Raw genomic sequence first — 17,362 nt, forward strand, 5'->3', positions numbered from 1 at the left:
CCGGAGCTTGACCATGTCCCCGTTGCAGACCCTGCTTGCCTCCCACCGCGCCGGCCACAACGTCGGCCTGTACAGCGTCTGCTGCAGCAACGAACAGGTGCTGCGCGCGGCCATGCACGTGGCGTTGGCGCACGATACCGTGCTGCTGATCGAAGCCACCTCCAACCAGGTCGATCAGTTCGGCGGCTACACCGGCATGACCCCGCCGCAGTACCGCGACTACGTCGGCACCCTGGCCGATGAGGAAGGCTTCCCGCGCGAGCGCTTGATCCTCGGCGGTGACCACCTTGGCCCGAACGCGTGGCAGAAGCGCCCGGCCGCCGAAGCGATGACCCATGCGCGCGTGCTGATCGAGGCCTACGTCGCCGCTGGTTTCCACAAGATCCACCTGGACTGCAGCATGTCCTGCGCCGATGACCCGGTGCCGCTGCCCGATGCCATCGTTGCTGCACGTTCGGCCGAGCTGGCCGAGATCGCCGAGCGCACCGCCGCCGAGCACGGCCTGCCGCCGCCGGTCTATGTCATCGGTACCGAAGTGCCGATTCCCGGTGGCGAAGCCTCGCTGGCCGGTGGCCTGCAGGTGACCACCCCGGCCGCCGCTGCGCAGACCCTGGCCATCCACCGGCAGGCCTTCGACACCCCGCTGCTGCGCGATGCATGGCAGCGTGTGCTGGCCATGGTGGTGCAGCCGGGCGTGGACTTCGACCACAGCAGCGTGCACGAGTACGACGCGGCCGCCGCCAGCGAGCTGGCCGACTTCCTCGAACAGCAGCCGCGCATCGTGTTCGAAGCGCATTCGACCGACTACCAGCGCGAAAGCGGCCTGCATGCCCTGGTGCGCGACCACTTCGCGATCCTCAAGGTCGGCCCCGCGGCCACCTTCGCCTACCGCGAAGCGCTGTTCGCACTCGCTGCCATCGAAGCCGAGCTGCTGCCGGCCGCGCAGTGCTCGCGCCTGCCGCAGGTGCTGGACGAGGTGATGGTGGCGCAGCCGAAGTCCTGGCAGTCCTATTACCAGGGCGACGAAGCGACCCTGCGCCTGCTGCGCAGCTATTCCTTCAGTGACCGCTGCCGCTACTACTGGGGCGAGCCGGCGCTGGTGCAGGCCGTGCACACCCTGTTCGCCAACCTGGAACAGCACGCGCCGCCGCTGGTGCTGCTCAGCCAGTACCTGCCGGAGCAGTACCGCGCCGTGCGCGAGGGCACCCTGGCCAATACGCCTACCGCCCTGGTGCAGCATCGCATCGGCCTGTGCCTGGGCGAATACGCCCGCGCCTGCAGCGCCAACCAGGCTGGAACCCGCAAGCACAACGCAAGTCCGGCTGCCGCCGATCTTGCGAACGGCTAATCTCTACCTTTCCCTGCGAAACCGAGAATGGCCATGCGCAACACCCGCTCCCGCCGGCAACAGATCCTGCAGCTGCTGATCGAGCACGGCTCGGTGCAGGTGGCCGATCTGGTCGAGCGCTTCGGCGTGTCGGCGGTGACCATCCGTGCCGACCTGACCCACTTCGAATCGCAGGGGCTGGCCACGCGAACCCACGGTGGCGCCACCCTGGTGCGAACGCCGCCGCAGGAGCAGGACATCCATGAAAAGGATGCGCTGAACCTGCCGCTGAAGGACTCCATCGGCACGGCGGCCGCGCGCCTGGTGCAGGCCGGTGACAACATCATCATCGACTCCGGCTCCACCACGATGACCCTGGCCCGCCACCTGCGCGAACACCGCGATGTGACGGTGATGACCAACGGCCTGAACATCGCCTGGGAACTGGCCAACGCCGCCGGCATCACCGTGCTGCTGACCGGCGGACTGCTGCGCCAGCAATCGCTGTCGCTGCAGGGCAGCCAGGCCGAAGCCAGCCTCAACTCCTACAGTTTCGACACGCTGTTCCTGGGCGTGGATGGCCTGGACCTGCAGTTCGGCCTGACCACCCACGACGAAGCCGAAGCCCGCCTCAACCACCGCATGGTCGAACGCGCGCGGCGCATCGTGGTGCTCACCGACGCCTCCAAATTCGGACGCGTCAGCCTGCACCGCATCGCCCGCCTCGATCAGATCCACGCCATCATCACCGACGCCGGCATCGACGACGCGACCCGCGAGGGGCTGCAGCGGCTGGGCATCGAAGTGATCATCGCCGAGCCCCCCGCATGACCGACACCCGCTCCCTGCACGGCCGCATCCTCACCCCGTTGGGCTGGCGTCGCGGCCAGGTCCAGTTCGATTCGCACGTACGCCAGCTGCAGGTAGACGACCACAGCGGCGGCGATGACCCGCAGCTGCCGGTGATCCTGCCCGGCTTCATCGACCTGCACGTGCATGGCGCAGCCGGCGTCGACCTGATGCAGGGCGGCGATGTGGCCCGCACCATCGCCCGCACCCATGCGCGCTTTGGTACCACCACGCTGCTGGCGACCACCATGACCGCCGGCCTGGACGAGATCGAATACGCGCTGCAGGGCGTTGCGGCAACGATGGCGGCGCCCGACGCCGACGCTGCCTGCATCGCCGGTGTGCACCTGGAAGGCCCCTTCATCAGCCCGCAGCGGCTGGGCGCACAACCCAACCGTACGATCGAGGCGACGATGGCGCTGGTGCGGCAGCTGCACGCGCTGGCACCGATCCGGGTTATGACGCTGGCGCCGGAGATCGGCGAGCACACCGCGCTGATCCCCGCGCTGTCCGCACTCGGCATCCGCGTGCAGCTCGGCCACAGTGCCGGCACCTACGAGGAAGGCGTGGCCGCATTGCAGGCCGGCGCTTCCGGTTTCACCCATCTGTTCAATGGCATGACCGGCGTCGACCACTACCGGCCGGGCATCGCCGCCGCTGCCCTGGCGCATGCGCAGTACGCCGAGATCATTCCCGACCTGCAGCACATCCATCCCGGCGTGATCCGTCTGGCCGCACGCGCTATTCCGCGCCTGTATGCGGTAACCGACGCGACGGCCGCCACCGGCATGCCCGATGGCGAGTACGCACTGGGCGAGCAGCGCGTACACAAGTGCGGCGGCTGCGTGCGCTTGGCCACCGGCTCGCTGGCCGGCAGCGCGCTGACCATGGACCAGGCGCTGCGCAACCTGGTGCAGGTGGGTCTGGATCTGGCTGACGCATCGCAGCGCGTGTCCACCTTCCCGGCCGATTACCTGGGCTTGAGCGATCGCGGCCGCATTGCGCCCGACGCCCGCGCCGACCTGGTGGTGCTGGATGCGGAACTGCGCCTGCAGAAAGTGGTGGTAGGCGGTCGATTGATCGATCTGGACTGACACACGCCATGCGGCCCGGATGCCGCACACAAGGCGCGCAAGCGCATTGCATCAGCCACGCACCATCCCGTTAGTCCAGGAACGAGCCGATGACCGCAGCCACTGCACCTGCCGTACCCGCTTCCACCGCCCCGCGCTGGCCCGTACGTTACCTGCTCTTCATCGGCGGCCTCGGTGGCCTGCTGTACGGCATCGACATCGGCATCATCGCTGGCGCCCTGCCCTATCTTGAAGCCACCGCCAGCCACGCCTGGCAGCTCAGCAGCCAGCAGCTCGGTTTTGTCGTCGCTGCGGTGCTGCTGGGCAGCGTGCTGTCCTCGCTGTTCGCCGGCATGATCGCCGACCTCATCGGCCGCCGTGGCGCGATGCTGCTGGCCGGCGTGCTGTTCACCGCCAGCATCCCGATCATGGCGCTGGCGTCGGGTTACACCCCGCTGCTGCTGGGGCGCCTGCTGCAGGGTGTCAGCGGCGGCCTGATCGGCGTGGTCATTCCCCTGTACCTGGCCGAAGTGCTCAGCCCGGAACGACGCGGCCGCGGCGCGGCGATGTTCCAGCTGCTGCTGACCGTCGGCCTGGTGCTGGCCGCGTTGATCGGCCTGTACCACGCCCATGCCGTGGACGCTGCCGCAGAGTCGGTGCGCTCGCTGCCGGTCGCGCAGCAGGCGCAGGAGCTGTTCACGGTGAAGGACCACGCCTGGCGCACCATCTTCTGGACTTGCCTGGCACCGGGCCTGCTGTTCTGCGCCGGCATCTTCTGGCTGTCCGAATCACCGCGCTGGCTGGTGCGTCGTGGCCGCATCGATGATGCGCGCCGCAGCCTGCAGCGCGTGCTGCCCGCTGCCGACGTCGAGCCCACCCTGGCGCAGATCCAGGCTCCGGAATCGAGCAGCAGCAGCGGCAAGCGTGACCCGCTGCTCAGCCGCCGCTACGTGGTGCCGTTCGTGTTGGCCTGCGTGGTGCTGGCCTGCACCCAGGCCACCGGCATCAACTCGGTGCTGGCCTATGCGGTCAACATCCTCAACCAGGCAGGCCTGTCCGGCTCGGTGGCCAACGGCGCCGACGTGGCGATCAAACTGCTCAACGCGGTGATGACCGTCGCCGCGCTGCTGCTGGTCGACCGCAAGGGTCGCAAGTTCCTGCTGATGCTGGGCAGCGGTGGCATCTGCGTGGCCCTGCTGGGCGCAGCAACGCTGTTCTTCCAGGCCGAACGGGGCCGCGCCGACGTGCAGCCGCACCTGCAGGCCGCAGTGAGTGGCGATGGCCTGCAACTGGTACTGGATGACGCGCAGTGGCAGCGGCTTGCCGGTGGCATCGACCGCGAAGGCCGGCCACTGCAGCTGACCGTGTCCTACGCCTATGGCGACTTCACCAACGTGCGCGCGCTGCGCAGCGACAACCTGACCGACCGCGAGCTGCGCATCGAGCGCGCCGGCACCGTGCAGCCGGACAGCGTCATCGGCGCGTTCTTCCGCACGTTGCACCTCAATCCGTTCGCCGACCCGGCCAGTGCCGCGCAGGCACCGCTGCGCATCGAGCAAGCCCGTATCGGCCCGATTCCGCCGCCCGCGCATGGCTGGGCCGTCGCTGCCTGCATCCTGGTATTCGTGGCGTTCTTCGCAGTTGGCCCAGGCGTGTGCGTGTGGCTGGCGCTGTCCGAGTTGATGCCCAACCGCATCCGCTCCAACGGCATGAGCATCGCGCTGCTGATCAACCAGTTCGTGTCCACCACCATTGCCGCCATCTTCCTGCCGACGGTGGGGCACTACGGCTACGCCAGCATGTTCCTGTTCTGGGCGGGCTGCACGTTCGTGTTCTTCCTGGTGGCCGCATTCTGGCTGCCGGAAACCAAGGGGCGCTCGCTGGAAGAGATCGAAGCCGGGTTTGCAGGAAAGCAGCGCTGATTCAGCGCTGCTGTGGCGGCGCAGGGCCGCCGTGCACGATGTAGCGCGCCATGTCGTGCACTTCGGCCACGCTCATGTTGGTACCGGCCACCTGCATGGACTCGCCAAAAGGGCCCGCTATGGTGGCCACGGACAGCACGTGGTCATCGACGGTAAGCGCCACCTGCTTGCCCACCAGGGCCTCGGTCGCGTGCAGCAACCGGCCGGCGGACTCCTTGCGGAACGTCAGTTCCAGTACGGGCTGGTGCGCGGCGTCCAACGCCGCTCGCACGTCGACGATATCGGCACTGGTGAGCATCGGCGGCGCTTTCACGGCGATGCTGCGCCCTTGCCACTGCAGGGTAGCGCGACCATCGGGATCGACCTCACGCATCTGCACCTGCACCCCCTCCCGCGGCGGATGCCGGGTCTCCGCCGGAAGCACCCGGTTGCAGCCCGCCAGCAGCAACACCGCGAGGCCGCCGCCGAGCAGCGCCCATCTGTTCCAGGCCCGCATCAGCGCAGCTTCCTCAGCTTGAACGCCACCAGCACCTGCAGCACGCCGTACAGCAGGCTGCCGATGCCGATCCACAACGTGGTTACCGCTACGCCGGCATACGGATTGGCCGCGAACAGCAGGCCCAGCACGATGGCCAGCACACCGCTGAGAATCAGCAACCACTCACCCTGGATCTGCCTGCGCACGCGGATGGCGAAGACGATGCGATAGATGCCTGCCACCAGCAGCCATGCCGCCAGGAACAGCACCAGCACGCTGGCGGTGGCCAGCGGATTGATCACCGCCAGGATACCGAAGCCCAGCGAGGCGACCACATACAGCAGCAGCCAGCCACGCGAGGCGCCACTACCACCGGTAATCAGCGCCAGCAGGCTGATGACGCCTTCCACGATCGCCATCACGCCCAGCGTCCACGCCAGCGCGATAGCCGCTGACATCGGCCAGCCGATCGCGATGATGCCGAAGCCCAGCGCGACCAGACCGTACAGCAGCAGGATCCACCAGCTGCGTCCAACGGCCGACAACAAGGGAGACAGAGGGGAATTCATGACCACTCCTTCGATCCGGGTTCGTGGACATCCTAGACCTACGGAATGAAAGGTGCGATCACGGCACCCGCGCACAGACCCATGCCCGCACATCTTCAGCCCCCACCAGCCGCAGCGTCTCGGCGACTTCCAGCACGGTGCTGCCGGTGGTCATCACGTCGTCGACGATGGTCAGCCGCGCAGGGACGGCACCGCGCACATCAAAGGCGTCGAACAGGTTGTCGCGGCGCTGCTCGGCGCTGCGTTCGGACTGCGGCGCGGTATGGCGGCGACGGTACAGCCCGCGCCACCTCGGCGTCCGCAGCAGCCGGCACAGCTCGGCTGCCTGATCATAGCCGCGCTGGCGCAGGCGTTTGGGATGCAGCGGCACTGGTACCAGGGGTGGGCACGACCATGGCGGCGGGTTGCGCAGCATCAACTGCGCAAGCAGGCGTCCGGCAGCCAGGTCCTGGTGGAATTTGTAGCGGACCAGCAGTTGATCGATCGGCGGCAGGTACAGCAGGCTGGCGTGGGTGGCGGTCTGCGGCGGAGGCTCGTCACGGCAGGTGCCGCAGATGGGCAGGGCTTCGTCCGGTAGCGGCAGCGCGCAGCGAAGGCAGGCGCGACCCGCCCACGGTAGATCGGCGAGACAGGCGACGCAGAGGTCGAGGGTGTCGTGGCCGGGCTCGCTGCAGACCAGGCAGCGCAGGGGCAGCAACAGGCGAAAGGCCGCCTGTAATGGTTCACCAAGGGCAGAAGGCAGTGGGAGGCGCATGCCGCAGCATCGCCCTGCAAGCGCAGGCTGCCCATCGGTGAAGGGGCTGCCTGCATGTCAGTACAGGGAGCGTTGGCCGATGGGGGCTGCACCTTGCCAGGCCGTAGACCTGCATCGCACCTGCTACCGCGCGCTTCCATCCACATACGGCCGGAACTGCAGAACCACTACTGGCCGATCCTGCGCCAGCTATCATCAGGATGGGCGCGGTTGCCCTGGATGGACCTCTACTGCATGGACGGACTGACGCTGGTCAAGGCAACTGCGCAGGACGCAGATGTGGTCTTCAGATTGATGCAGCTGTACTACTTCGAAGCCTCTGCCTGGAGTGGTGAGGAGATCCTTGCCGATGGTCTCTACGACTGCGCACTTGCCGATGTCCGGGCCCGCCTGCAGGAAGAGCCGGAGTGGACCCGTCTGCTCTGGCTCGATGGCCAGCTGTGTGGATTCGTCCAGGTGGATGAAGTCGACTTCCAGGGGCGGCGCCTGCCAGAGTTGGCCGATCTGTTCATCCTTCCAAGGCATCGGGGCAAAGGCATCGCGTCCGCAGTGGTCGCAGAGCTTGTGCGGCCAACGGCGGGAGAATGGCTGCTGGCCACCTTCCGCAAGGATCATGTGGCGCACGCATTCTGGGAACGGAATCTTGCGAGGATGGGCATGGCGTGCAGCATCCCAGCCGGGTCAGAAGGAACAGACTTCCGCTTGTTCCTGATCAGGGCGATATGACGATGGGGAGCCCCCCAGCTCCCCGGTCAGCACTCGCCCACGCCAGGATGGCCAATACCTTCAGGACGGTGCAACCACCCATGGGCTCGCCCTGCTCCTGGCGGCGGCGGCCCAAGGCTGGACGTGGCTGGCTTGGGCTCACCGGGGGTCAGCCGCACGCCGCGGATCGACCACCGTGAATTCCCCTCAAAACTCGATCCCGTTGGCTGCACGCTGGCAGGCAGGCAGTCCCAGCGCGATACGCGTTCGCCCGACCGTGGCCGCGATCTCCTGTTCAAAGCCAGCCCCTGACTCCAGGCAATGCAGCAGCCCGACAACCCTCTGCTTCAGCTCAACGGCCCATGGCACGTCATTTGGATCGGCGATCACTTCTGTAAACAGCAACCCACTGCGTTCGACCTCACCCGCCAACCCCGCCAACCCCGCCGAGTGGTACGTGTTCCATAGCGTGGGCGATGCATTGGCAGTAGTCCACGCCAGCGCGTGGGCGATCGAGGGGAAGCGATCGCGCAGCGCAAGGACTTCCTGCGCTGCACGCCTGGCCAGCAGCGTGGCCTCCGCCGAGAACTGCTCCTCGTCGATGAATTCGTGGAAGGTTCCCACTCTGTGCCCGGCGTCGAATGAAAGGAAGTCCTTCTCATGCCAGAGCCAGCACGCTCCAACATTCAGATAGCTTCCCTTCCGTCCCGAAGAGGGCTGGAATTCAACCACGCCGATCCACCATACCTGGTCGTCAATCCAGATTCTGGAGCGTCCCTTCTGCACGCAGCCCAGAGGGCGCAGCACCGTTCTGGCTGCAGCATTGATCATTCGAGAGTGCTGAGCGGTCGACATCGAAGGCATCCTTGCGCTTGCGAACGTTCGCGGAATCGTACTGGAAGGAACGTCGGCCAGCACCATTGAATCGGCGAAGAACCCGCCCACTCGTCCCTTCAACATTGCTGGTCGTCCGCTTCATACGAAAGCGCAGAGACGTTGGTGAAACCAGAAAGGGGGCCGGCTGCGGGCACCGCGCACAGGAGTGCGGTGGTGTGCGCAGCGTGACACTTCCGCAAACGACACTGGAAGCGGGTGAATCAATGATCCTGCCGATTCACTCCATCATGCGCTCTCGCCAACGGCGCTTCTCCACGGTCCGGATGTTGGGCTGCGCGCGCAGTACATCCAGATATCGAGAAAGATGAAGCAATTCATCGTCGCAACCATCACCAGTGAACTCCCGCACCTGTATCAGATTTCCGTAGTTCTTGGCGTACTTGCTGGGAGTGTCGTCAATGCCGATCATCTGCTCCAGCGCAAAGCCTAGACGTTTCAGTTTGGCCAGGCGCTTCTGGCTGGTGTAGCCACCGGTCTCCCAATCACGCGCAGTACTGCAACGCTGGGACGACCACAGGAACTCCAGCGTGCGCCCTGGCATCAACCATGCCACCAGTGGCTCGGCATACAGACTGCCGGAAGATGTCCACACCCCTACGTTGAAGTGCGCGAATGCGAAATCCAGGAAGTCGTCAACGTAGGGACGCTTGTAGACGTGATAGCCCACCACTTGAGTGTCAGCAGGACGGTGCAACTGACGCGCACTGGCATGAACCAGCGTTTCATCGAGATCGAGCACCAGGAGCTTTCGGTCAGTTGTGGGCATGTTTACGGTCTGGTCTCGTTCCACGCTCAGCGGCATCGATAAAGTAAAAGTACTCGACAAGGTAGCGGCTGGGTCCGCCGCCTTTCAACAACATACCCCACAGCGTCAGCAGCATGCTGGACGCCCTGGGCCTACCCACACTGGTGGCGAGATGCCTGGTGGCAGCCCGGCTGGGGGACTGGTTGCCTAGGCTGAGATACCCGTCCGCTGCTTGACAGGCTGCCGGGATGTCCGGACCCTTCGCGGCATGACAATCGACGTCGAACACCTGAGCCTGCGCGAACTGAACGCCCTTGTGACTGCTGCCGAGCAGCGGAGGGCGCTGGTTGCCAGCCGCCGCCCCGTGGCCGTTGTCCGTCGCAAGCTGATCGCCTTCGCCGCGCAGTGCGGCTACACGATTGAAGAGCTGCTCGGGGCTGCGCCCGCCGAGGCCGCTGCACCGGTCCGCAAACCTGCCACACGGCGCAAGGCAGGCAAGGTGGCGGCCAAGTACCGCGACCCGGACAACAAGCGCAATACGTGGTCGGGCCGCGGCCGGATGCCGCGCTGGCTTGCCGAGAAGACCAAGCATGGCCGCAGCCCTGCCGATTTCCTGATTCCCGGGCTGGGCCGGTCCGACGTTCGAAAGTCCAGCGCGATCGGGCAGAGAACCGTCTTCAAGCAGAGCTGAGCCGGCGCACTTCGCTGTAGCGCATGCGCGACAGGTCGCCGGCAGCCTGCAGCGCGCCACGCTCGACCAGCTTGCGCACACGCCCTGCGTAGAACACATCTGGAATTCCCGGCGGACGTTCGGGATCCAACGACATCGCCGTGCCCACGATATAGGCGACTTTGCGGAACTGACCGTCACAGTGGGAAAGCAGCTGCTGATCGATCCGCGCGACGTCCTCCTCGGTCAGCGCTGCGATGCGGTGCCGCTGTTCGTTGGTGAGGTGCGCATCGCAGTCCGGCGCGTCGTCAGTGTCAGCCAGCCGGCCATTTACAGCCAGCAGGCGGACCAGCACGAAGAAGCCAAAGTCTGCCAACTCCGCTTCGGACAGGCCTACCGGGTCGGCAAGCATGCCTGGTGGATAGTCCTTGAACGTAACGAACGTGCGGTGCTGCCACATACCGGCGGTGTCCGATTTCCGCAGGTCATCCATTACCACGCGCAAGCCTCCATCGGGCAGATCAGCCAGGCTGCACAGCACAGCGTTGCGAAGGGTTGCGGCGTTCTTGTGCGTGTCCATGCCGATTCTCACGTTCCATGCGTAGCGGCGAACTTAGCACCGCTGCAACTGACCCGGGCGACGACTTCCTGTAAACCACTATTTTATATTCATAGTTGACAGCGTTCCCAACCCCACCCAGACTGCGCCCTCGCTCCAGCCCTTCCAAGGTCCCGCCATGGCAACCGCCTTCCGCCACGACTGGCACCACGACGAACTGCAGGCGCTGTTCGACCTGCCCTTCCCGGAACTGCTGTTCCGCGCCGCCGCCGTCCACCGCGAGCACTTCGATCCGGCCCAGGTGCAGGTTTCCACGCTGTTGTCGGTGAAGACCGGTGGCTGCCCGGAAGACTGCGCGTACTGCCCGCAGGCGCAGCGCTACAGCACCGGGGTCAACGCACAGAAACTGATGGACACCGATGCGGTGCTGGCCAAGGCCCGCCAAGCCAAAGCGGCCGGTGCCTCACGCTTCTGCATGGGTGCAGCGTGGCGTTCGCCGAAGGACCGCGACATCCCCAAGGTGGCGGCAATGATCGCCGGGGTGAAAGCGCTGGGCCTGGAAACCTGCGCCACGCTGGGCATGCTCAGTGGCGAGCAGGCGCGCGCGTTGAAGGACGCCGGCCTGGACTACTACAACCACAACCTCGATACCGCGCCGGACTACTACGAGTCGATCATCCACACCCGGCAGTACCAGGATCGCCTGGATACGCTGGGCCATGTGCGCGATGCGGGGTTGAAGACCTGCTGCGGCGGCATCGTTGGCATGGGTGAAACACGCGCGCAGCGGGTCGGCCTGCTGCTGGCGCTGGCCACCTTGCCGGCGCATCCCGATTCGGTGCCGATCAACAAGCTGGTGCAGGTGGCCGGCACGCCGCTGCATGGCAGTGCCGAGCTGGACCCGTTCGAGTTCGTGCGCATGATCGCCGTGGCCCGCATCGCCATGCCGCGTTCGATGGTGCGGCTGTCGGCCGGCCGCGAGGCGATGAGTGATGAGCTGCAGGCGCTGTGCTTCCTGGCCGGCGCCAACTCCATCTTCTATGGCGACAAGCTGCTGACCACCGGCAACCCGGAGAGCGAGCGCGACATGGCCCTGTTCGCACGCCTGGGCCTGCAGCCGATGGCGGTGCAGGTGGACGCCGACGGTCATGACCATGGCGGCACCGTGCATGCCGATATCAGCGCCGATGGCCCCGGCTGCGGCTGCGCCCACGCGGCCTGAGGGCCGGGCCAAGCAGGCGTCGCGGCAACGCGCTACCCTAGCCGCCCCGTCGCCGCATCCAGCCGCCATGGCACGCCCCGACCTGACCGCCCGCCTCCAAGCCCAGCGCGCGTTGCGCGATGCACAAGGCCGTCGCCGCCCGCGGCGCACGGTCACCCGTCGCGATGGTGTGCGCCTGGAAGTCGATGGGCGCTGGCTGACCGGCTTCTGCAGCAACGATTACCTGGGCCTGGCCCAGCAGTTCAGCGTGGTCAACGCACTGCAGGATGCCGCTGCGCGCGAAGGTGCCGGTGCCGGTGCCTCGCATCTGGTCTGCGGCCACCACGCGCTGCACGACGCATTGGAACGCGAAGTGGCCGAGTGGCTCGGTTACCCGCGTGCCTTGCTGTTCGGCAGTGGCTTCACCGCCAACCTGGCCGTGCAGCAGGCGCTGCTGGGCGAAGAGAACGATGTCTGCGTGCAGGACAAGCTCAACCACGCCAGTCTGCTCGATGCCACCCGGCTGGCCGGCGCGCGCCTGCGCCGCTACCCGCACCTGGACGCGGAAGGTGCGATGCGCCAACTCAAGCATGCGCCCGATGGCGCGGCGATGCTGGCTACCGACGGTGTCTTCAGCATGGATGGCGATGTCGCGCCGCTGCGTGCGCTGTCGCTGGTCGCGCGCCTGCAGCAGGCGCTGTTCTACGTGGACGACGCGCATGGCGTGGGCGTGCTCGGCGATGGTCGTGGCGCGGTCGCCACCGCCGGCCTGGGCGTGGACGATGTGCCGCTGCAGCTGGTCACCCTGGGCAAGGCGCTCGGCGGTTCCGGTGCGCTGGTGCTCGGCCGCGAAGACCTGATCGAGCACCTGGCCGAAACCGCACGCCCCTACATCTACACCACCGCCATGGCGCCGGCGCTGGCGGCATCCGCACTGGAAGCGGTGCGCCTGGCCCGCCGCGATCATTGGCGGCGGGCGAAGCTGGCCGATCTGATTGCCCTGTTCCGCAGCGAAGCGCGACGTCATGGGCTGGATCTGATGGCATCGGAAACGCCGATCCAGCCGCTGTTGTGTGGCGACGACCACACTGCCATGGCGATGTCGCAGGCGCTGGAGCAGGCCGGCTGGCTGGTCGGCGCGATCCGCCCACCGACCGTGCCGGAAGGCAAGGCGCGCCTGCGCGTCACCTTGTCCGCGCTGCACACCACCGAGCAGGTACGCGGCCTGGTCGAAGCCGTCGCCGTTGCACGCGACCGCGTGGCCTTTGCCGCGCGCGAAGTGCTGCCGCCGTCGTTGCCGGCGCTGGCCTGAGTGATCGTGTAGTTCCCCATGCATATTGAAGTGACCGGCCATGGGCCGGACCTGGTACTGATCCACGGCTGGGCCCTGCAGGGCGGCGTGTTTGCGCCGCTGGTGCAGCGCCTGGCCGATCGATTCACGCTGCATCTGGTCGACCTGCCCGGCCATGGCCACAGCCGCGATGACAGCACCCCGCTGCGCCTGCCGTTCGTGGTCAACGCCATTGCCGCGGCCACGCCGCCGGCGGTGTGGTGCGGCTGGTCACTGGGTGGCCTGTTCGCGCTGCACGCGGCGGCCACGCTGCCGAAGGTGCGCGGTCTGGCGATGATCGCCGCCACGCCGCGCTTCGTGCGCGGTGATGACTGGCCGCATGCGGTGGAGCCATCGGTATTCGAGCAGTTCGGTCGTGACCTCGCGCAGGACTTCAGTGGCACCCTGGAACGTTTCCTGGCACTGGACGTGATGGGTTCGGCGCATGCCCGCGAGGAACTGCGCACCCTGCGGCAGCGCCTGGTCGAACGCGGAGCGCCCACCGAACGCGCACTGCACGAGGGCCTGCAGCTGCTGGAGAACACCGACCTGCGCGGTGCCCTGCCCGCACTGGGCAAGCCCAGCCTGTGGATTGCCGGCCAGCGTGACCGTCTGGTCTCGCCGGCGGCGATGCAGGCCGCTGCCGCGCTGGCGCCCGGGGGGCAGTCGTTGACCGTGGGTCATGGCGGCCACGCCCCCTTCCTCGGCCACGCCGATGACGTTGCAGCCGCCCTGCAACACTTCGTTGCCGGCCTGTCACCGGCCGATGGCGGACAATGAGCCTTCCTAAGCTTGTGCAGGACTGACGCATGGATCTGGGTATTTCCGGCCGCTGGGCACTGGTCTGCGGCGCCAGCAAGGGGCTTGGCCTTGGCTGCGCGCGCGCATTGGTGCGCGAAGGCGTGAACGTGGTCATCGTCGCCCGCGGTGACGCTGCGCTGCAGGCCACGGCTGAAGAACTGCGTACGCTGCCCGGTGCCGCTGAAGTGCATGCGATCGCCGCCGACGTCACCACCGAGGCGGGCCGCGCCCAGGCGCTGGCCGCCTGCCCGCAGGTCGACATCCTGGTGACCAACGCCGGCGGTCCGCCGCCGGGCGACTTCCGCACGTTCGAGCGCGACGACTGGATCGCCGCGCTGGACGCCAACATGCTGGCGCCGATCGCGCTGATCCGCGCCACCGTGGACGCGATGATCGAGCGCGGCTTCGGCCGCATCGTCAACATCACCTCGTCATCGGTGAAGGCACCCATCGACGCGCTGGCGCTGTCCAACGGCGCGCGCAGCGGCCTGACCGGCTTCGTCGCCGGGCTGGCGCGGCGCACCGTCGTCCACAACGTCACGATCAACAATCTGCTGCCCGGCCAGTTCGATACCGACCGCCTGCGCGCCAACTTCGCCCACGCCGCCGGCCAGGACGGGGACGTGCAGGCGGTGGCCGAACGCCGCCGCCAGCAGATCCCCGCCGGCCGCTTCGGCACGCCGGACGAATTCGGCGCCGCCTGCGCCTTCCTGTGCAGTGCACAGGCCGGTTACCTCACCGGGCAGAACCTGCTGATCGACGGCGGCGCCTACCCCGGTACGTTCTAAGAGACTTCTGCAATGCCGTCCCACTTCGATGCCCGCCATGTCCGCCGCGCCTTCGCCCGCGCCGCCACCAGCTACGACGCTGCCGCCGCCCTGCAGCGCGAGGTGCAGTCGCGGCTGCTGGAATCGCTGGACTACCTGGAGGCACGCAAGCCGGAGGTGGTGCTGGATATCGGTGCCGGCACCGGCCATGCCAGTGCGCTGATGAAGAAGCGCTGGCCGAAGGCGCAGGTGATCGCGCTGGACGTGGCACTGCCGATGCTCGACCAAGCCAAGCGCCAGGCCGGCTGGTGGAAGCCGTTCCAGCGCCTGGCCGCCGATGCCACGGCGCTGCCGTTGGCCGACAACAGCGTCGATGTGATCTTCAGCAACCTGTGCCTGCAGTGGGTGGACGACCTGCCGGCGGTGTTCGCCGGTTTCCGCCGCGTGCTCAAGCCCGGTGGGTTGCTGGTGTGTTCGACGTTCGGGCCGGAAACGCTGGTCGAGCTCAACGAGGCCTTCGCCGCCGCCGACGACCGCCCGCACGTGAGCCGCTTCGCGCAGATCGCCCAGTTCGGCGATGCGCTGATGATGGCCGGCTTCCGTGATCCGGTTCTGGACCGCGACCTGTTCACCCTGACCTACGACGACCTGCCCTCGTTGATGCGCGAGCTGCGCGCGATGGGCGCGACCAACGCACGGGTCGATCGCCGCCATACGTTGACCGGCCGGGGGCGGTTCGCGGCGGCAGCGGCGGCGTACGAACCGATGCGCCGTGCCGATGGCAAGCTGCCCAGCAGCTGGGAAGTGATCTACGCCCATGCCTGGGCGCCGGATCCGGGCGCGCCGATCCGCGAAGGTGGGCATGACATTGCTTCCGTGCCGGTGTCGGCGATCCCGATCCGGCGCAAGCAGACCTGATTCGAAGGCGCCGCCGGGCATGGCCCGGCGCTACCAGCCGACCTTGGTCGGCGCTGTGCTTCCCGTGCCGACCAAGGTCGGCAACTACCAAAAGCAGGTCCCGGCCAGGCGCACGTTATGGGTATCGCCGGGCCATGCCCGGCGAGCGCAGCGGCAGCCGCTCAGGTATTGGCCGGTGAACTCAACGGCGGCCGTACCAGGTCACGGTGGAAGAAGTAGATCTCCTGCACCAGGAAGCGCCAGCTGGTATGGAAGCTGCGGAAGCGCGTGCTGGGCGTGGACGAGGCCAACGCCTGGATGCCCAGCGCCTTGCTCAGGCGCAGCGCGCGCGCCATGTGCAGCGGGTCGCTGACGATGATCACCGAATGCAGCTTGCGCTGGTCCATCAGCCGCTTGGCCTCGACCAGGTTCTGCACGGTATTGCGCGAGGCGGTCTCGATGAGGATCGCCTCATCGGGAATGCCGTGCTTGAGCGCATAGCGCCGGGCCACCTGCGATTCCGAGAAGCGCGCACCGGTGCCGCCGTAGCCTCCGGTAAAGATCAGCAGTGGCGCGTAGCCGGCGTCGTACAGATCCAGGCCGTGGCGGATGCGCTCTTCAAACACCGGCGAGGGCTTGGCATCGTAGGCCGCCGCACCCAGCACGATGATCGCGTCCGCCTTGGCCGCCTGGTCGCGTTCGCCGACCCAGACGATCCAGGCGGTCACGCCCAGCAGCCAGATCACCAGCAGTACGAACAACCGCCACACCCAACCGAGCAGGCCGGTACGTTCGCGATGGCGGCCGCGGCTCATGGCGCTTCCCAACGCAGGGCAGGCAGATCGACATTGCCGCCGGACAGCACCAGTCCAACGCGCAGGCCGGCGAAGCGCGCAGGCTGCGCAAGCACCGCCGCCAGCACGATCGCCGAGGACGGCTCGACCACCTGCTTGAGCACGTCCCACAGCAGGCGCATCGCCGCCACGGTGGCGGCATCGTCAACCACGATGACCTCGGCGCCCGCGGCCTGCAGCAGCGCGAAGTTGGGTGCGCCGATCAGCGTGCGCAGTCCGTCGCAGATCGTGTCCGGGGTAAATGCCTCCTGGCGCTTGCCGGTCGCCAGCGAACGGGCGGTGTCATCGGCACCGGCCGGCTCGGCCAGCACCAGCCGCGTGCCCGGGCTGGCGTGCTGCAGGGCCAACGCGGTGCCACTGGCCAGGCCCCCACCGCCCACCGGCACCACCAGCACGTCGAACGGCCCCTCGCTGTGCAGCAGCTCCAGCGCGGCCGTGCCCTGCCCGGCGATCACCGCGGGGTTGGTGTACGGATGGACCAGAGTGGCGCCGGTATCGGCCTGCACCTTGGCGCAGGTGGCCTCGCGGTCGGCAATGGTGGCCGGGCAGCGCCAGAGGGTGGCGCCATGCCGGGCGATATTGGCCAGCTTGGCGGCCACGGCCCCTTCCGGCACCACCACATGGCAGGGAATGCCCCGTGTGCGGGCAGCCAGCGCCAAAGCGGCACCGTGATTGCCGGAGGAATGGGTCACCACACCGGCACCGGCGTGATCGGCATCCAGCGACCACACCGCATTGCACGCACCGCGGAACTTGAACGCGCCGCCGCGCTGCAGGTGCTCGGCCTTGAACGCCAGTTGCGCACCGGCCAACGCATCCAGCGTGCGCGAGCGCAGCACCGGGGTCACGCTGGCATGGGGCGCGATCCGCGCGGCGGCGGCGAGGACGTCATCAGCGCGGGGCAACAGTGAATCGCTCATGACGCAAGATTAACGTATGGCCCCGCGCTGGCGAGGGCGCCATC

19 protein-coding genes are annotated in these 17,362 nt (G+C 67.4%); 11 read left to right on the forward strand and 8 right to left on the reverse strand.

Features of this window, described 5'->3' with window-relative positions:
- Positions 1-13: 13 nt before the first annotated feature.
- The 4 genes from CLM74_RS20215 to CLM74_RS20230 all read left to right on the forward strand — a co-directional run bounded on the left by CLM74_RS20215 (position 14) and on the right by CLM74_RS20230 (position 5,171).
- A complete protein-coding gene (locus CLM74_RS20215; protein ID WP_059065495.1) occupies positions 14-1,348 on the forward strand; it encodes a D-tagatose-bisphosphate aldolase, class II, non-catalytic subunit in 1,335 nt (444 codons plus the stop codon).
- A 33-nt stretch (positions 1,349-1,381) separates the two neighbouring features.
- Complete coding sequence (locus tag CLM74_RS20220; protein ID WP_032976943.1) at positions 1,382-2,158, forward strand: DeoR family transcriptional regulator; 777 nt, start codon at positions 1,382-1,384, stop codon at positions 2,156-2,158.
- Positions 2,155-3,270: an amidohydrolase family protein gene (locus CLM74_RS20225; RefSeq protein ID WP_099785773.1), complete on the forward strand. Its 1,116-nt coding sequence runs from the start codon at positions 2,155-2,157 to the stop codon at positions 3,268-3,270. The genes CLM74_RS20220 and CLM74_RS20225 overlap by 4 nt, the downstream gene beginning before the upstream one ends.
- An 89-nt stretch (positions 3,271-3,359) precedes the next feature.
- The gene (locus CLM74_RS20230; RefSeq protein ID WP_105164826.1) at positions 3,360-5,171 is read left to right on the forward strand and encodes an MFS transporter; all 1,812 of its coding nucleotides are present in this window, start codon (positions 3,360-3,362) and stop codon (positions 5,169-5,171) included.
- A gap of 1 nt (position 5,172) precedes the next feature.
- Here the strand turns inward: CLM74_RS20230 and CLM74_RS20235 are convergent, their stop codons facing one another.
- From CLM74_RS20235 to CLM74_RS20245, 3 genes are read right to left on the reverse strand one after another with little or no spacing between them, the layout of a single operon-like run.
- On the reverse strand, positions 5,173-5,667 hold the full coding sequence (locus CLM74_RS20235) for a hypothetical protein (protein ID WP_025877482.1): 495 nt from the start codon (positions 5,665-5,667) through the stop codon (positions 5,173-5,175).
- Entirely contained in the window at positions 5,667-6,218 is a 552-nt protein-coding gene (locus CLM74_RS20240) for an HdeD family acid-resistance protein (RefSeq protein WP_025877483.1), read from the reverse strand. The genes CLM74_RS20235 and CLM74_RS20240 overlap by 1 nt, the downstream gene beginning before the upstream one ends.
- A 58-nt stretch (positions 6,219-6,276) precedes the next feature.
- Positions 6,277-6,972, reverse strand: a complete 696-nt coding sequence (locus tag CLM74_RS20245; protein WP_105164827.1) for a ComF family protein — start codon at positions 6,970-6,972, stop codon at positions 6,277-6,279.
- A 234-nt stretch (positions 6,973-7,206) separates the two neighbouring features.
- On the opposite strand from CLM74_RS20245, the gene CLM74_RS20250 reads away from it, so the two are divergent.
- Entirely contained in the window at positions 7,207-7,698 is a 492-nt protein-coding gene (locus CLM74_RS20250; RefSeq protein WP_158684179.1) for a GNAT family N-acetyltransferase, read from the forward strand.
- A gap of 186 nt (positions 7,699-7,884) precedes the next feature.
- Here the strand turns inward: CLM74_RS20250 and CLM74_RS20255 are convergent, their stop codons facing one another.
- Both CLM74_RS20255 and CLM74_RS20260 read right to left on the reverse strand, forming a co-directional pair.
- Positions 7,885-8,532: a DUF4304 domain-containing protein gene (locus CLM74_RS20255; RefSeq protein ID WP_234003402.1), complete on the reverse strand. Its 648-nt coding sequence runs from the start codon at positions 8,530-8,532 to the stop codon at positions 7,885-7,887.
- Between the two features lie 259 nt (positions 8,533-8,791).
- A complete protein-coding gene (locus CLM74_RS20260; protein ID WP_157804433.1) occupies positions 8,792-9,313 on the reverse strand; it encodes an HAD family hydrolase in 522 nt (173 codons plus the stop codon).
- Between the two features lie 274 nt (positions 9,314-9,587).
- On the opposite strand from CLM74_RS20260, the gene CLM74_RS20265 reads away from it, so the two are divergent.
- On the forward strand, positions 9,588-10,010 hold the full coding sequence (locus CLM74_RS20265) for an H-NS histone family protein (RefSeq protein ID WP_025877491.1): 423 nt from the start codon (positions 9,588-9,590) through the stop codon (positions 10,008-10,010).
- Here CLM74_RS20265 and CLM74_RS20270 read toward each other — a convergent pair.
- Positions 9,997-10,569: a DUF3658 domain-containing protein gene (locus CLM74_RS20270; RefSeq protein ID WP_032952018.1), complete on the reverse strand. Its 573-nt coding sequence runs from the start codon at positions 10,567-10,569 to the stop codon at positions 9,997-9,999. The two genes, CLM74_RS20265 and CLM74_RS20270, sit on opposite strands and share 14 nt — an antisense overlap.
- 157 nt (positions 10,570-10,726) lie before the next feature.
- On the opposite strand from CLM74_RS20270, the gene bioB reads away from it, so the two are divergent.
- The 5 genes from bioB to bioC all read left to right on the forward strand — a co-directional run bounded on the left by bioB (position 10,727) and on the right by bioC (position 15,565).
- Positions 10,727-11,770 carry a biotin synthase BioB gene (gene bioB, locus CLM74_RS20275; protein ID WP_105164830.1) on the forward strand — a complete coding sequence of 348 codons (1,044 nt, stop codon included), beginning with the start codon at positions 10,727-10,729 and terminating at the stop codon, positions 11,768-11,770.
- A gap of 67 nt (positions 11,771-11,837) precedes the next feature.
- Positions 11,838-13,061: an 8-amino-7-oxononanoate synthase gene (gene bioF / locus CLM74_RS20280; RefSeq protein WP_105164831.1), complete on the forward strand. Its 1,224-nt coding sequence runs from the start codon at positions 11,838-11,840 to the stop codon at positions 13,059-13,061.
- Positions 13,062-13,079: 18 nt separating this feature from the next.
- The gene (bioH, locus tag CLM74_RS20285; protein ID WP_059065511.1) at positions 13,080-13,859 is read left to right on the forward strand and encodes a pimeloyl-ACP methyl ester esterase BioH; all 780 of its coding nucleotides are present in this window, start codon (positions 13,080-13,082) and stop codon (positions 13,857-13,859) included.
- 29 nt (positions 13,860-13,888) lie between these two features.
- The gene (locus CLM74_RS20290) at positions 13,889-14,668 is read left to right on the forward strand and encodes an SDR family oxidoreductase (protein ID WP_105164832.1); all 780 of its coding nucleotides are present in this window, start codon (positions 13,889-13,891) and stop codon (positions 14,666-14,668) included.
- Between the two features lie 12 nt (positions 14,669-14,680).
- On the forward strand, positions 14,681-15,565 hold the full coding sequence (gene bioC / locus CLM74_RS20295; protein ID WP_025877501.1) for a malonyl-ACP O-methyltransferase BioC: 885 nt from the start codon (positions 14,681-14,683) through the stop codon (positions 15,563-15,565).
- 161 nt (positions 15,566-15,726) lie between these two features.
- Here the strand turns inward: bioC and CLM74_RS20300 are convergent, their stop codons facing one another.
- Both CLM74_RS20300 and CLM74_RS20305 read right to left on the reverse strand, forming a co-directional pair.
- Positions 15,727-16,359 carry a YdcF family protein gene (locus CLM74_RS20300; protein WP_025877503.1) on the reverse strand — a complete coding sequence of 211 codons (633 nt, stop codon included), beginning with the start codon at positions 16,357-16,359 and terminating at the stop codon, positions 15,727-15,729.
- Entirely contained in the window at positions 16,356-17,318 is a 963-nt protein-coding gene (locus tag CLM74_RS20305; RefSeq protein WP_105164833.1) for a pyridoxal-phosphate dependent enzyme, read from the reverse strand. Before CLM74_RS20305 ends, CLM74_RS20300 begins: the two co-directional genes overlap by 4 nt.
- Between the last annotated feature and the right edge of the window lie 44 nt (positions 17,319-17,362).

Origin of the sequence: Stenotrophomonas sp. MYb57, assembly GCF_002966815.1 — a bacterium.
Classification (GTDB): domain Bacteria; phylum Pseudomonadota; class Gammaproteobacteria; order Xanthomonadales; family Xanthomonadaceae; genus Stenotrophomonas; species Stenotrophomonas indicatrix.

Coding starts and splice junctions, on each gene's coding strand:
- bioH (WP_059065511.1), top strand. CDS start 13,080: ATGCATATTGAAGTGACCGGCCATGGGCCGGACCTGGTACTGATCCAC.
- CLM74_RS20290 (WP_105164832.1), top strand. CDS start 13,889: ATGGATCTGGGTATTTCCGGCCGCTGGGCACTGGTCTGCGGCGCCAGC.
- bioB (WP_105164830.1), top strand. CDS start 10,727: ATGGCAACCGCCTTCCGCCACGACTGGCACCACGACGAACTGCAGGCG.
- CLM74_RS20225 (WP_099785773.1), top strand. CDS start 2,155: ATGACCGACACCCGCTCCCTGCACGGCCGCATCCTCACCCCGTTGGGC.
- CLM74_RS20230 (WP_105164826.1), top strand. CDS start 3,360: ATGACCGCAGCCACTGCACCTGCCGTACCCGCTTCCACCGCCCCGCGC.
- CLM74_RS20270 (WP_032952018.1), bottom strand. CDS start 10,569: ATGGACACGCACAAGAACGCCGCAACCCTTCGCAACGCTGTGCTGTGC.
- CLM74_RS20300 (WP_025877503.1), bottom strand. CDS start 16,359: ATGAGCCGCGGCCGCCATCGCGAACGTACCGGCCTGCTCGGTTGGGTG.
- CLM74_RS20220 (WP_032976943.1), top strand. CDS start 1,382: ATGCGCAACACCCGCTCCCGCCGGCAACAGATCCTGCAGCTGCTGATC.
- CLM74_RS20215 (WP_059065495.1), top strand. CDS start 14: ATGTCCCCGTTGCAGACCCTGCTTGCCTCCCACCGCGCCGGCCACAAC.
- CLM74_RS20245 (WP_105164827.1), bottom strand. CDS start 6,972: ATGCGCCTCCCACTGCCTTCTGCCCTTGGTGAACCATTACAGGCGGCC.
- bioC (WP_025877501.1), top strand. CDS start 14,681: ATGCCGTCCCACTTCGATGCCCGCCATGTCCGCCGCGCCTTCGCCCGC.
- CLM74_RS20305 (WP_105164833.1), bottom strand. CDS start 17,318: ATGAGCGATTCACTGTTGCCCCGCGCTGATGACGTCCTCGCCGCCGCC.
- CLM74_RS20255 (WP_234003402.1), bottom strand. CDS start 8,532: ATGTCGACCGCTCAGCACTCTCGAATGATCAATGCTGCAGCCAGAACG.
- CLM74_RS20235 (WP_025877482.1), bottom strand. CDS start 5,667: ATGCGGGCCTGGAACAGATGGGCGCTGCTCGGCGGCGGCCTCGCGGTG.
- CLM74_RS20250 (WP_158684179.1), top strand. CDS start 7,207: ATGGACGGACTGACGCTGGTCAAGGCAACTGCGCAGGACGCAGATGTG.
- CLM74_RS20265 (WP_025877491.1), top strand. CDS start 9,588: ATGACAATCGACGTCGAACACCTGAGCCTGCGCGAACTGAACGCCCTT.
- bioF (WP_105164831.1), top strand. CDS start 11,838: ATGGCACGCCCCGACCTGACCGCCCGCCTCCAAGCCCAGCGCGCGTTG.
- CLM74_RS20240 (WP_025877483.1), bottom strand. CDS start 6,218: ATGAATTCCCCTCTGTCTCCCTTGTTGTCGGCCGTTGGACGCAGCTGG.